Consider the following 13,231-nt stretch of genomic DNA (forward strand, 5'->3'; position numbering starts at 1 on the left):
CAGCCTGCGGCAGCTCCTACAGGGGATCGGTGTAGGAGCTGCCGCAGGCTGCGATCTTTTGCTTTTCAATCCTGACTATCCCCCAACCTTATCGCACACCATTCAGCCCCAGCCCTGTTCGTTGTGACACCACGCCCGGTGCCTGACACTCAGCGTCAATACTGGCCTGCTGGAGTTGCCTCGATGAATGAGTCTGTGCGTTTCGAAGATAAAGTCGTGATCGTCACCGGAGCCGGTGGTGGCCTTGGTCGCGCCCATGCACTGCTGTTCGCCAAGCAAGGCGCGAAAGTGCTGGTCAACGACCTCGGCGGCTCGACCCAGGGCGAAGGCGCCAATGCCTCCGCCGCCGACCGCGTGGTCGCCGAAATTCGCGAAGTCGGCGGCACGGCTGAAGCCAACCACGACTCGGTCACCGACGGCGACAAACTCGTCCAAAACGCCCTCGACGTCTTCGGCCGCGTCGACGTGGTGGTCAACAACGCCGGCATCCTGCGCGACAAGACCTTCCACAAAATGGACGACGCCGACTGGGATCTGGTTTACCGCGTCCACGTCGAAGGTGCGTACAAAGTCACCCGCGCTGCATGGCCACACCTGCGCGAGCAAAACTACGGCCGCGTGATCTTTACCGCCTCGACCTCGGGCATCTACGGCAACTTCGGCCAGTCCAACTACGGCATGGCCAAACTCGGCCTCTACGGCCTGACACGCACCCTGGCCATCGAAGGCCGCAAGAACAACATCCTGGTCAACGCCATCGCGCCAACCGGCGGCACGCGCATGACCGAAGGCCTGATCCCGCCGCAAGTGTTCGAACAACTGAAACCGGAACTGGTCAGCCCGCTGGTGGTGTACTTGGCGAGCGAGCAATGTCAGGAAACTTCAGGACTGTTCGAAGTCGGTGGCGGCTGGATGGGCAAGGTGCGTTGGGAACGCAGCCTGGGTGCCGGATTCGATCCGCGAGTGGGTTTCTCGCCGGAAGATGTCGCGGCGCATTGGCAGCAGATTTGTGATTTCGAAGGCGCGGCGCATCCGAAAGACAATATTGAAGCGCTGAAGGAAATGATGGCGAATTTGCAGAAGTATTCGCTTTGATTCCACTGCATCAAGCGACAGGATTTGCCTGAGTCCTGTCGTCCCCTCCAGCAATCCCCGCTGTACAAAATTCTTCGCCCATAAAAAAGGCCGCTGCAAACGCAGCGGCCAAGGTAAGACGTTGGATCAAGGAGCTACAAATCAACGTCAGTGAACACCGGGGCGATAAACCGAACACTTCGATTCATCTGAAATCTGTCAGCAATGGCCAGAGTTGCTCATGGCCTGTGCTTCGCGCTTTACGGCGTGTCCCGTGAAAGCCCGTTCAGAATAGGCACTTTAGCCTGTGGGAAAAATACCGATTACCGACATGCACTGTTGCGGGGCGTGCAACAGTCGCAATGATCCGCAATGCACCATGCGCGGCACTGATGATCCTTCATTTAGCTGACAGATGAATCGCGCAAAGCCCCGTCCTGTGCGGGCATTCATCCTTTCGAGCGACAGCGCGAATACCTCCTTGGTGCGCTTATCGTCCCGTGCCGGCGGCAGTAGGGTGGGGCCTTCTGTCACTCACCGGGGAAGACGCATGACAAAAACAACAATGCGCGCCATCTTCACGCCGCAAGCGCTGGCCGCTGCGGTGGCTCTGGGTTGCTGTGCCCAGGCGCAAGCGGTCGCTTTCAACATCGGCGAAATCGAAGGGACGTTCGACTCGTCGCTGTCGATCGGTGCGAGCTGGGGCCTGCGCGATGCCGACAAGTCGCTGGTCGGCACGGTCAACGGCGGCACCGGGCAATCTTCCACGGGTGATGACGGGCGCCTGAACTTCAAGAAAGGTGAGACCTTTTCGAAGATCTTCAAAGGCATTCACGACCTCGAACTGAAGTACGGCGACACCGGTGTGTTTGTGCGCGGCAAGTATTGGTACGACTTCGAGCTGAAGGACGAAGACCGCGAGTTCAAGCAAATCAGCGACAGCGGTCGCAAGGAAGGCGCCAAGTCGTCCGGCGCGCAGATTCTCGATGCCTTCGTCTATCACAACTATTCCATCGCTGATTTGCCGGGCACTGTGCGCGCCGGTAAGCAGGTGGTGAGCTGGGGCGAAAGTACGTTCATCGGCAACTCGATCAACAGCATCAACCCGATCGACGTTTCCGCATTTCGCCGTCCCGGTGCCGAGATCAAGGAAGGCCTGATTCCGGTGAACATGCTGTTCGGTTCGCAAGGCCTGACGGATCAGCTGACGGTTGAGGGCTTCTATCAACTGGAGTGGGATCAGACCGTTCTCGACAACTGCGGCACGTTCTTCGGTGTCGATGTGGCGGCGGATGGTTGCAACAACGGCTACACCGTTGGCAATCCGGCAATCGCGCCGTTGGTGCCGCTGACCCAGGCCTTCGGTCAGGGCATTCAGGTCACTCGCGAAGGGGTGGTGATCCCTCGGGGCGGCGACCGCGACGCGCGGGATTCCGGGCAGTGGGGCACAGCGCTGCGCTGGCTCGGCGACGACACCGAGTACGGCCTCTATTTCATGAACTATCACAGCCGCACGCCAACGGTGGGCACCACCACGGCGGGGCTTTCGACATTGGCGGCATTGCCGGGGATGGTCGGGATTGCCAACGGTCTGGCGCCTGGCAGCGGCTCGGGTCTGGCGCAGAGCGTGATGCTCGGGCGCGGCCAGTACTACCTCGAATACCCGGAAGACATTCGCCTGTATGGCGCGAGTTTCTCCACCACTTTGCCAACCGGTACTGCGTGGACTGGTGAGGTCAGCTACCGGCCAAACGCGCCGGTGCAGGTCAACACCAACGACCTGACGCTGGCGCTGCTCAACCCGATTGCCGGCGGTGCGGCCTCGCCGCTGACGACGTCGCCGGGCGCGGACAACAAGGGCTACCGCCGCAAGGAAGTCACGCAAATCCAGAGCACCCTGACGCACTTCTTCGATCAGGTCTTGGGCGCAGAACGTCTGACCGTGGTCGGCGAAGCAGCGGTGGTGCACGTCGGCGGTCTGGAGCCGCGCAGTCAACTGCGTTATGGCCGCGACTCGGTGTACGGCCAGTACGGTTTCGGCGGCGACACCGACGGCTTCGTCACCTCGACCTCGTGGGGCTACCGCGCCCGGGCGATCCTCGATTACGCCAACGTGGTCGGCGGGATCAACTTCAAACCCAACCTGTCGTGGTCGCATGACGTCGCCGGTTACGGGCCCAACGGCCTGTTCAACGAAGGCGCGAAAGCGATCAGCGTCGGCGTTGATGCCGACTACCGCAACACCTACACCGCGAGCCTCAGCTACACCGACTTCTTTGGCGGCGATTACAACGTCCTCGAAGACCGTGACTTCGTGGCCCTGAGCTTCGGCGTGAACTTCTGATCTGCCCGAGAAGGATGACTGCAATGCGCAAAATGATTCTGCAATGTGGTGTGCTGGCCCTGAGTCTACTGGCGGCCAATGTGATGGCGGCGGTGTCGCCGGACGAGGCGAATAAACTCGGCACCAGCCTGACCCCGCTTGGCGCCGAGAAGGCCGGCAACGCCGATGGCTCGATTCCGGCGTGGACCGGCGGTATTCCGAAAAACGCCGCCGCGGTGGACAGCAAAGGTTTCCTCGCCGACCCGTTCGCCAACGAGAAACCGTTGTTCACCATCACCCCGGCCAACGTCGACAAATACAAAGACAAGCTCTCCGAAGGCCAGGTAGCGATGTTCAAGCGCTACCCGCAAACCTACAAGATTCCGGTCTACACCACTCACCGCACCGTCGCCGTACCGCCGGAAATCTACGAATCGGCCAAGCGCAGCGCGCTCAATGTGACCACGATCAACGACGGTAATGGCCTGGCCAATTTCACCGGTAATCGCTACTACGCCTTCCCGATTCCGAAGAACGGCGTCGAAGTGTTGTGGAACCACATCACCCGTTATCACGGCGGCAATGTCAAACGCATCATCACGCAGGTGACCCCGCAGACCAACGGCAGCTACACGCCGATCCGCTTCGAGGAAGAGATCGCCGTGCCGCAATTGATCAAGGATATCGATCCGGAAAAAGCCGCCAACGTGCTGACCTTTTTCAAACAGTCGGTGACCGCGCCGGCGCGCCTGGCCGGCAACGTGCTGCTGGTGCACGAAACCCTCGATCAGGTGAAGGAGCCGCGTCTGGCGTGGATTTACAACGCCGGCCAGCGTCGGGTGCGTCGTGCGCCGCAAGTGGCGTATGACGGCCCGGGCACGGCGGCGGATGGCCTGCGTACTTCGGACAACTTCGACATGTTTTCCGGCGCACCGGATCGCTACGACTGGAAACTGGTCGGCAAGAAGGAAATGTACATCCCGTACAACAGCTACAAACTCGATTCGCCAAGCCTGAAATACGACGACATCGTCAAGGCCGGGCACATCAATCAGGACCTGACCCGTTATGAATTGCACCGTGTCTGGGAAGTCATCGGTACGGTCAAACCAAGCGAGCGGCACATCTACGCCAAGCGCCACATGTACATCGATGAGGACAGCTGGCAAATCGCGCTGGTCGATCACTATGACGGTCGCGGTCAACTGTGGCGCGTGGCCGAAGGTCACTCTGAATATCACTACGAGCATCAGGCGCAGGCTTACACCCTCGAAGCACTCTACGACATCATCGCCGGTCGCTACATTGCCCTGGGGATGAAGAACGAAGAGAAGCACAGTTACGAATTCGGCTTCGAAGCCAAGGCGGCGGATTACACGCCATCGGCCTTGCGCGCCGAGGGCGTGCGGTAACGCTCTGGATACATCGGCAAGGCAAAAGGCGACCACCCGGTCGCCTTTTTTATGGGCGCCAATCAGCGCGCTGAATACTCGTCAACAAGGCGCCCGCAGAGGGCTAGGGTGAGTGCATAACGATAAAAAGGCTGACCCGATGACTGCCATGACTTCTTGCCTGGATCGCCGCGGATTTTTCCCCAGGCTTTCTTCCCATCATCAGCCGCGTCTTCGATTGAGCCAGCCATTGCTTGATTCAATGGCACGAGTCAGGCTCGTCTGCGCACCCGCCGGCAGTGGTAAAAGTGCGTTACTCACCGAATGCTTTTTGCAGGCGCCAGCATCATGTGAACGGGTCTGGTTGCCGCTGGCTGGCGTCATGTTGAACCGCATGCAGCTATGCCAGCGACTGGCGCAGGCGCTGGGGCTGCCCGAAAGCATCGATGAGGCCGGGTTGATTGCGATGCTGACGTTTTGGTCCAGGCCCACCTGGCTGTTTATCGACGACTACTGCCGTTTGCCGGATCCGCTGCTGGATGCCCTGCTTGATCGCCTGCTGGCAGTCAGCAGTCCTGCACTGACCTGGTGGGTGAGCACCCGACGTCGTCCGCAATGCAACTGGCCGCGGCTTTTGCTCGATGATGAGTTGTACGAGTGTGAACAGGCGACGCTGGCACTTACACACGAGGAGGTCGCCGGAGCGTTGCGCCGCTTGCCGCCGGAACAGGCTGGCAGTGTCGCCACTCGGATTGTCCAGCGCACCGGCGGCTGGTGCGCCGGGGCACGAATGGCGCTGTTGCACAGATGCAATGAGTCGCAAGGCATTCTCCCCCGGCAACGCGTCGACACGCTGCTGGACTATCTGCAGCACGAACTGTTCAGCAGCCTTACTCCGGAGCAGGCTGAGGCATGGCGTGTACTGGCGCATTTACCGCGCTTCAATACCGAGTTGTGCGAACACTTGTTTGGTGCGGGTGAGGGCGCGCCGCTCTTGAGCGCGTTGCAAGTCCTTGGCTGCTTTATCGAGCCGTGGCATGAGTCTGCGGACTGGTTGCAAGTATTCGCGCCATTGTCTCGCATCATGTGTGAAGAACACTGGCCTGCTGGACGCTCCTGGCATCGGCGTGCCTGCCAGTGGTTTACCGCTGCCCAGGATTGGCGCGCCGCCTTTGAACAGGCGCTGCTGGCTGATGAATATGAGACTGCGGTGAGTCTGTTGCAGCACTTGAGCCTCGAAGATCTGTTCGAGGATCAAACGGTTGTGCTGTTGTTGCGATTGCAGGAGCGTCATGGGCAGGAGTTGATCCTGGCCACCCCGCAACTAATTGGGCTGATGACCGCAGCGGCGCTTTTTTCCGGTCGTTTTGAACACGCCGCGGTGTGTATCGGCCACCTGTCACGGTTCATGCCACAGCCTGGCGCTCAACTCGAGCAGCAATTACTTGCGCGGTGGCAGGCGCAACAAGGCTGGCTACTGCACTTGCAAGGGCAAATGGAGCCTGCGCGCGAGCACTTTCGAGAAGCATTGGCCGCACTGGCTCCGCACGCATGGCAGGCTCGTTTGTTATGCCTGTCCGGACAGACCCAGCAAGCGTTATTGTGCGGTGAACTGGAGCAGGCCCACGCCATCAACCGCGAGGCACTGTGCCTGGCTCGGGCCCAGGGTTCGCTGCTGTTCGAGGGCTTGCTCGAACTCGATCACGCACAATTGCTCGAACAACGAGGGGCGCCGGCTCGGGCCGAGAGTCTGCTTCTGGCCATCGACCAGTTGCTGCGCGCGCGGGCGGATCAACCGACACCACTGCTTGGCAGAATCTCTCTGCGCCGAGGGCGGCTGGCCCTGTGCATGGGGCACGAGACTCAGGCGGCGGAACTGTTTCAAAAAGGCCTTGAGGATTGCCTGCGCAGTCATGACAAGCGTGTGTTGTACGGCTATCTCGGACAAGCGCAACTCGCGGCAAATAAAAGCGATTACGCGCTGGCGTTCGAGCGCTTGCGCGAAGCCGAAAGGGTCATGCAGCAAAGGCAGATACCGGACACGGTTTATCGTGGTGTGCTTCTGCAGGTCAGCAGCCAGTTCTGGTTGCAACAGGGGCGGCCGCAGTTGGCGCAAGAAGCACTGGGACGGCTACTGCGCCACTACCGTGGACCGCATGCACGTCAGGCTCCCCCCGCCACCCTGGAATTGATTGCGCGCATCGAGTATCTGTTGGCCTGCGCCTGTATGAAACTTGAGCCCGCGGAACATTGCCTTGCTCAGGTTCAGCAACTGTTAAAACAGGCCCAGGCGAAGGGAATGTTGAACATGGAAACTGAATTACAGTTGGCAATAGCACAACTGGCCGAGTCGAGCGGCGATCATGTTTTAGCGCAAAGAGCTTTCCATCGGGCACAGCTATTAGTCGAGCGCTGTCATTTGCATCAGGCCTTGCGAGAGTGGCAGTTACGCCGAGATACCAATATCGCATCGCAGGTGATGACGGATGGTAATTCGCCGTTTACGGAAGAAATGCATGAACTTGCGCTGAGTCGCCGTGAGCTTGAAGTGCTGCGGTTAATTGCCCAGGGAGCATCCAATCAGCAAATTGCCGAGCAACTTTATATTTCATTGCATACGGTGAAAACTCACGCCAGGAGAATCAATGGGAAACTAGGCGTAGAGCGCAGGACCCAAGCTGTGGCGAAGGCTAAGTCATTGGGGTTTCTATAGTTTTTGCAGTAAGTGAGCTGTTATTCAATTGTTAAAGTGAATATTTTTTGAAATCTATTGGCTGTTTTCGCCAGTCAAAAAAGAATCTACCTTGCGACGGTCTGAAGTGGCTGCTTTTCTGTAGCCTGGGTTAAGTCGACAAGGAGCTTTCATGAGCAAGATGTTCACAAGTCTGATGCGCGATTCGGAAGGTGAAAAGGTAACATGGGCTCAAGAATGGGAAAAGGCGACTATTGCGAAAAATAAACTTTTTGCCGTCGTTGATGGGGCCCCCAGCGTTAAACTGATTGTCAGGAAAATGCTGGAAAGCGAGTTGGTGCAGAGGCGCAAAAAAGTGGACATTGACAATGTCTATATTAATACGGGGAGCCTGAAGGCTGATGGCAAGCGGCGGCCCTCAGGGACGCTGAGCGAAGTGGTGCTCTACTGTCTGGATAATAATGTACAACCAAGCTATGTTGTGGGTGGGGATGGAATTTTTTATCTCGCCGACACGTTCAGTGATAAATTCAAAGTGCCAGAGTTCAGTATTCACGATGTTGAAAGTCTGGTGTTGAGCCTCTCCGGTAAACTCGAAAACAAGCTCCAGGAAGAACTGGCTGGGTATTGGGCGGCCGCCGCGAACGCCACTGCAGTTGAATCACCTTTATTGACCAATACACAAATTTTTCATCAGGCTTACGCCTCGGTATTGACAGCTGAGTTATCGCTTTCAGTCATGACCGGTTGAAATCGCCAGAATTTTGCTGGAACATTAATTTCCGAGTTGCAAAATAATCAAAATATGCAAGTCGTGCGTCACGCTATAGAGACTTGATTCAATCGGTTGTTCGCCGGCTTGAAGCGTACCGATTGGCCACTGTGGTTGAAGTCTGCAAGTCAAGTTGTTCAAAAACGTTACGCTGAGCTTGAAGAGTCGATGGAACGATACGACGTCATCTATAAAGCTGAATTTAATAAATGTCGCTGCGTGGTCAGACAGTGCGATGATCCCAAGTACTTTGTCACGGGAGGCCACCCGGTTATGGCTGAGCTGGATATTCGCCACTTGTCAGCGCTGTCCAAGACATTTCGTCCGGGTGATCGTTATACCGAAATGCTTAAGACGGTGTACTTGGATAAAGGCGATGCCGGCTACGCGTTCAAGCGTGCAGTGCATGCAAAAAAATCCGCTACCAAATGCATTGTAGCGCCGTCTCCGATTTCGTTGATGGCAGAATATCACCTGAAATATTAACTGCCCTTCAGCGTGTTATTGACAATTTAAAAGAAAGCGGTGGCTATCTTTCGATTGCCGATAATATTTCGGAAGGTGACGAGGGGTTGTACAAGTTCAATATCGGGCCGTTGGGTCTGATGGCGGCAAACGATCGTGCAGTGGAAGGCGTTTATATATTTCGTCTCAAGCTGGGCGCAGAGTTTTATGATTATCTCTACACGCCCGATGCTCCCGATCGGGCTACATTTCGTCCCGTTGGAGAGTTTATCCAGTCCATTCGTTTTCGGTACGGGCCGTTCAGGCATTATTACTCAGGTCGGATTTTGCTGGTGGATCAAGCGGTCATCAATGAATATTTTGAGCGCATTGTGGCCACTGTTGATAGTCAGCCTCCCGTTAAAACGCAAAATCGAGCCAAGTTGCCCGATCTCTATACCTTTCACGATGAGAGGGTGCGTCGTGTGTTGAGTGATATCGACGAGAGAACCACAAGTTTGAAAGAAGTGGTCGCTGGGCTGATTTACGATAACGTCATGAAAGTCGCGAACCTCATCAGCATGGTTGTGCCACCCATCGGTACGGTAGTGGTAGCTGTTCAGATGATGAAAAGTATCTATGACGCATCGCAAGCGGACAGGAGAGGAGATTACTCCGCCGCAGTGGGCCACCTCAAGGATACTGTGACCAGTCTGTTAACGCTGGGGAAAGCGGCAGCCGCCGGTGCGCCGGTCAAAGCCGTGACCAACGCTCAACGATCCTTTCTCAGTCTCTTCAAGGATGCGAGGACTGTTGCTGAATTCGTTACTCACGTTTCCGGACAGAAAGCACCTGATGAAATGCTGATCGGTTTTTTCAAGTCGTTACTTGAAAACTCCGAATCAGGCCGCAGTAAAACCACAGTGCGTTAAAACCCGCTGAACGGCAGCACGGCGGCTATACATTCGATAAATGTTTGGGGTCATACCCTAGTCGCCAACTCACGGCCCGCGTCGCAGCCAACAACCGCTGCGCCGCCGGGCCGTTTTCATCGGCGTGAAACAACGAGGTCGGACCGACAATGGTGACGACCGCTGCGACTTGGCCGACCGCGTTGAACACCGGCGCCGACAACGCATCCACGCCGGGCATCAGCAAACCGTGAACATGATGCAGGCCGCGCTCGCGGATCTGTTCGCACAGGGTTGTGTAAGTCTTTTCGTCTTTGAGCGGGTGATCGGCAACGGCGATTTCCTGCTCGCGCAGATCATCGGTTTCCCGATGCGGCAAAAACGCACTGAACACCAGCCCCGTCGAAGAACTCAGCAATGGCAACACCGAGCCCAGTTGCGTCACCACTGTTACGGCACGCACCGCCGGTTCGATGTGCACCACGGTTGCGCCCTGATTGCCCCACACCGCCAAAAAGCAGGTCTCGTTCAGTTCGTCGCGCAGTTCGGCCAACGGCAGGGCGGCGACTTTCAGCACGTCCATACTGTTGAGTGCGGCCAGCCCCACGCGCAAGGCTTCACGGCCGAGGCCGTAATGGTTGGTGGCGGCGTTTTGTTCGGCGAACCCCGAGGCGATCAACGCTTGTAAATAGCGATGCACCTTGCTCGCCGGCATCTGCACGTGTTCGGCCAGGCGCGACAACGAAGTGGACGGCGACAACTCGGCCAAGGCCTTGAGGATGTCGGTGCCGACTTCGGCGGAGCGGACTTTCTGTTTGCCGTTGCTGTCGCTGGTTTTTTCCATGGTGCGGCCGGGTTCCGATACGAATGGGCGTCTTTATAGCTTGACGCTGGATAGCGAGCAAATTACGTTATGCGTAATCGAATTACGATAATAACAACCCCGGCGTGCCGAAACCTCTGAGCCAGAGCGATGGGCCACTGCCGACTCCCTGTTCAGGAGGCTCCATGAACCTCGATTCAACCGCTCAGGCGCTGGCGTATCAGTCCGGTTTCGGCAACGAATTCAGCACTGAAGCGTTGCCCGGCGCGCTGCCCGTCGGCCAGAACTCCCCGCAAAAAGCCCCGTACGGCCTCTACACCGAATTGTTTTCCGGCACCGCGTTCACCATGACTCGCAGCGAAGCGCGGCGCACCTGGATGTACCGGATTCAGCCGTCGGCCAATCACCCGGCCTTCGTCAAACTGGAGCGGCAACTGGCCGGTGGGCCGTTGGGCGAAGTGACGCCCAATCGCCTGCGCTGGAATCCGCTGGAGATCCCGGCCGAGCCGACTGATTTCATCGATGGTCTGGTGAGCATGGTGGCCAACTCCGCCGCCGAAAAACCGTCCGGCATCAGCATTTACAACTACGCCGCCAATCGTTCGATGGAGCGCGTGTTTTTCAATGCCGACGGCGAACTGCTGCTGGTGCCGCAACTCGGCCGTCTGCGCATCGCCACCGAGCTGGGCGTGCTGGAAGTGGCGCCGCTGGAAATCGTCGTGCTGCCGCGCGGCTTGAAATTCCGCGTTGAACTGCTCGATCCGCAAGCACGCGGTTACGTCGCCGAGAACCACGGCGCGCCGCTGCGCCTGCCGGACCTGGGGCCGATCGGCAGCAACGGTCTGGCCAATCCGCGCGACTTCCTGACCCCGGTCGCCGCTTACGAAAACCTGCAGCGCCCAACCACGCTGGTGCAGAAATTCCTCGGTCAGTTGTGGGCCACCGAACTTAATCACTCGCCGCTGAACGTGGTCGCCTGGCACGGCAATAACGTGCCGTACAAATACGATCTGCGCCGTTTCAACACCATCGGCACGGTGAGTTTCGATCACCCAGATCCGTCGATCTTTACTGTACTGACCTCGCCGACCAGCGTGCATGGTCTGGCCAACCTCGACTTCGTGATCTTCCCGCCGCGCTGGATGGTTGCCGAGAATACCTTCCGGCCACCGTGGTTCCACCGCAACCTGATGAACGAATTCATGGGCCTGATCCAGGGCGAATACGACGCCAAGGCTGAAGGCTTCGTGCCCGGCGGCGCCTCGCTGCACAGCTGCATGAGCGCCCACGGCCCGGACGGCGAGACTTGCACCAAAGCGATCAACGCCGAGCTCAAACCGGCGAAAATCGACAACACCATGGCCTTCATGTTCGAGACCAGTCAGGTGCTGCGCCCAAGCCGCTTCGCCCTCGACTGCCCGCAACTGCAATCCACTTACGACGCCTGCTGGGCCACGCTGCCCGCCACGTTCGACCCGACCCGGAGATAACCCATGACGCAGAATTCCATCACCCGCAGCTGGGTCGCTTCAGCCAACGGTCACGCAGATTTCCCACTGCAGAACTTGCCGCTCGGTGTGTTCAGCATCGACGGTTCGGCGCCGCGCGCAGGTGTGGCGATTGGCGAACATATTTTTGATCTGCAAGTCGCGCTGGAAGCAGGGCTGTTCGACGGCGCCGCGCGCAGTGCCGTCGAAGCCATGCACGGTGGTCAGCTGAACGCGTTTTTTGAACTCGGTCGCGACGCTCGCGTTGCTTTGCGTGAGCGTTTGCTGGAACTGTTCAGCGAAGGCAGCACGCACCGTGGCAGCATCGAAGCGCAAGGTGCAAAACTGCTGCCACTGGCCGCCGATTGCCAACTGCATCTGCCGGCGCGCATCAGTGATTACACCGACTTCTACGTCGGCATCGAACACGCGCAAAACGTCGGCAAACTGTTCCGTCCGGATAACCCGCTGCTGCCGAACTACAAGCACGTGCCGATCGGTTATCACGGTCGCGCCTCGACCGTACGCGCCTCCGGCACCGACGTGCGTCGTCCTAAAGGTCAGACCTTGCCGGCCGGTCAGACTGAGCCGACCTTCGGCCCGTGCGCGCGACTGGATTACGAACTGGAACTGGGCATCTGGATCGGTCAGGGCAACGAGATGGGCGACTCGATCGCCATCGGCGATGCTGCTGATCACATCGCCGGTTTCTGCCTGCTCAACGACTGGTCGGCGCGCGATATCCAGGCGTGGGAATACCAGCCGCTGGGCCCGTTCCTGTCGAAGAGTTTCATCACCAGCGTGTCGCCTTGGGTGGTCACGGCGGAAGCGCTGGAGCCGTTCCGCACCGCACAACCGGCGCGCCCTGAAGGCGATCCGCAGCCGCTGCCGTACCTGTTCGACAAACGCGATCAGGACGGCGGTGCTTTCGACATCGAACTGGAAGTGCTGCTGCTCACCGAAGCCATGCGCGAACAGAACCTGCCAGCCCATCGCCTGACCCTGAGCAACACCCGTTACATGTACTGGACCGTCGCGCAAATGGTCGCGCACCACAGCGTCAACGGTTGTCAGTTGCAGGCCGGTGATCTGTTCGGTTCAGGCACTTTGTCCGGCCCGGAAAACGGTCAGTTCGGCAGCCTGCTGGAAATCACCGAGGGTGGTAAAAAACCGATCGAACTGGCCTCTGGCGAAGTGCGTAAATTCCTTGAGGACGGTGACGAAATCATCCTGCGCGCACGTTGTGCTCGTGATGGTTTTGCTTCGATCGGCTTCGGCGAGTGCCGCGGCAAAGTGTTGGCGGCGCGCTGACAG

The 13,231-nt window shown here is 58.2% G+C and carries 10 protein-coding genes; 9 read left to right on the top strand and 1 reads right to left on the bottom strand.

Features of this window, described 5'->3' with window-relative positions; genetic code table 11:
* Positions 1-183 precede the first annotated feature (183 nt).
* From EJA70_RS02985 to EJA70_RS31020, 7 genes are all read left to right on the top strand, one after another.
* Positions 184-1,095 (top strand): SDR family oxidoreductase, encoded by a 912-nt coding sequence (locus tag EJA70_RS02985; RefSeq protein ID WP_158829500.1) that lies wholly within the window; start codon positions 184-186, stop codon positions 1,093-1,095.
* A gap of 529 nt (positions 1,096-1,624) precedes the next feature.
* The gene (locus EJA70_RS02990) at positions 1,625-3,418 is read left to right on the top strand and encodes a DUF1302 domain-containing protein (protein ID WP_158829502.1); all 1,794 of its coding nucleotides are present in this window, start codon (positions 1,625-1,627) and stop codon (positions 3,416-3,418) included.
* Between the two features lie 23 nt (positions 3,419-3,441).
* Positions 3,442-4,809, top strand: a complete 1,368-nt coding sequence (locus EJA70_RS02995) for a DUF1329 domain-containing protein (RefSeq protein WP_158829504.1) — start codon at positions 3,442-3,444, stop codon at positions 4,807-4,809.
* A gap of 139 nt (positions 4,810-4,948) precedes the next feature.
* Entirely contained in the window at positions 4,949-7,501 is a 2,553-nt protein-coding gene (locus EJA70_RS03000; RefSeq protein WP_158829506.1) for a LuxR C-terminal-related transcriptional regulator, read from the top strand.
* 151 nt (positions 7,502-7,652) lie between these two features.
* On the top strand, positions 7,653-8,231 hold the full coding sequence (locus EJA70_RS31010) for a hypothetical protein (protein WP_256677615.1): 579 nt from the start codon (positions 7,653-7,655) through the stop codon (positions 8,229-8,231).
* 108 nt (positions 8,232-8,339) lie between these two features.
* On the top strand, positions 8,340-8,738 hold the full coding sequence (locus EJA70_RS31015) for a hypothetical protein (protein ID WP_256677616.1): 399 nt from the start codon (positions 8,340-8,342) through the stop codon (positions 8,736-8,738).
* 86 nt (positions 8,739-8,824) lie between these two features.
* Positions 8,825-9,628 (top strand): DUF6543 domain-containing protein, encoded by an 804-nt coding sequence (locus tag EJA70_RS31020; RefSeq protein ID WP_256677617.1) that lies wholly within the window; start codon positions 8,825-8,827, stop codon positions 9,626-9,628.
* A 25-nt stretch (positions 9,629-9,653) separates the two neighbouring features.
* Here the strand turns inward: EJA70_RS31020 and EJA70_RS03010 are convergent, their stop codons facing one another.
* Positions 9,654-10,451, bottom strand: a complete 798-nt coding sequence (locus EJA70_RS03010) for an IclR family transcriptional regulator (protein ID WP_158829508.1) — start codon at positions 10,449-10,451, stop codon at positions 9,654-9,656.
* 164 nt (positions 10,452-10,615) lie between these two features.
* On the opposite strand from EJA70_RS03010, the gene hmgA reads away from it, so the two are divergent.
* Together hmgA and fahA are read left to right on the top strand one after the other, a co-directional pair.
* Entirely contained in the window at positions 10,616-11,920 is a 1,305-nt protein-coding gene (gene hmgA, locus EJA70_RS03015) for a homogentisate 1,2-dioxygenase (RefSeq protein WP_158829510.1), read from the top strand.
* A gap of 3 nt (positions 11,921-11,923) precedes the next feature.
* Positions 11,924-13,228 (top strand): fumarylacetoacetase, encoded by a 1,305-nt coding sequence (fahA, locus tag EJA70_RS03020; RefSeq protein WP_158829512.1) that lies wholly within the window; start codon positions 11,924-11,926, stop codon positions 13,226-13,228.
* Positions 13,229-13,231 lie beyond the last annotated feature (3 nt).

The sequence above is a fragment of the Pseudomonas sp. PB103 genome (assembly GCF_009764635.1).
GTDB lineage: Bacteria > Pseudomonadota > Gammaproteobacteria > Pseudomonadales > Pseudomonadaceae > Aquipseudomonas.

Bases quoted from the DNA above. Each gene is read 5' to 3' on its own strand.
- fahA (WP_158829512.1), top strand. From the start codon at position 11,924: ATGACGCAGAATTCCATCACCCGCAGCTGGGTCGCTTCAGCCAACGGT.
- EJA70_RS02985 (WP_158829500.1), top strand. From the start codon at position 184: ATGAATGAGTCTGTGCGTTTCGAAGATAAAGTCGTGATCGTCACCGGA.
- EJA70_RS31010 (WP_256677615.1), top strand. From the start codon at position 7,653: ATGAGCAAGATGTTCACAAGTCTGATGCGCGATTCGGAAGGTGAAAAG.
- EJA70_RS02995 (WP_158829504.1), top strand. From the start codon at position 3,442: ATGCGCAAAATGATTCTGCAATGTGGTGTGCTGGCCCTGAGTCTACTG.
- EJA70_RS03010 (WP_158829508.1), bottom strand. From the start codon at position 10,451: ATGGAAAAAACCAGCGACAGCAACGGCAAACAGAAAGTCCGCTCCGCC.
- EJA70_RS03000 (WP_158829506.1), top strand. From the start codon at position 4,949: ATGACTGCCATGACTTCTTGCCTGGATCGCCGCGGATTTTTCCCCAGG.
- EJA70_RS02990 (WP_158829502.1), top strand. From the start codon at position 1,625: ATGACAAAAACAACAATGCGCGCCATCTTCACGCCGCAAGCGCTGGCC.
- hmgA (WP_158829510.1), top strand. From the start codon at position 10,616: ATGAACCTCGATTCAACCGCTCAGGCGCTGGCGTATCAGTCCGGTTTC.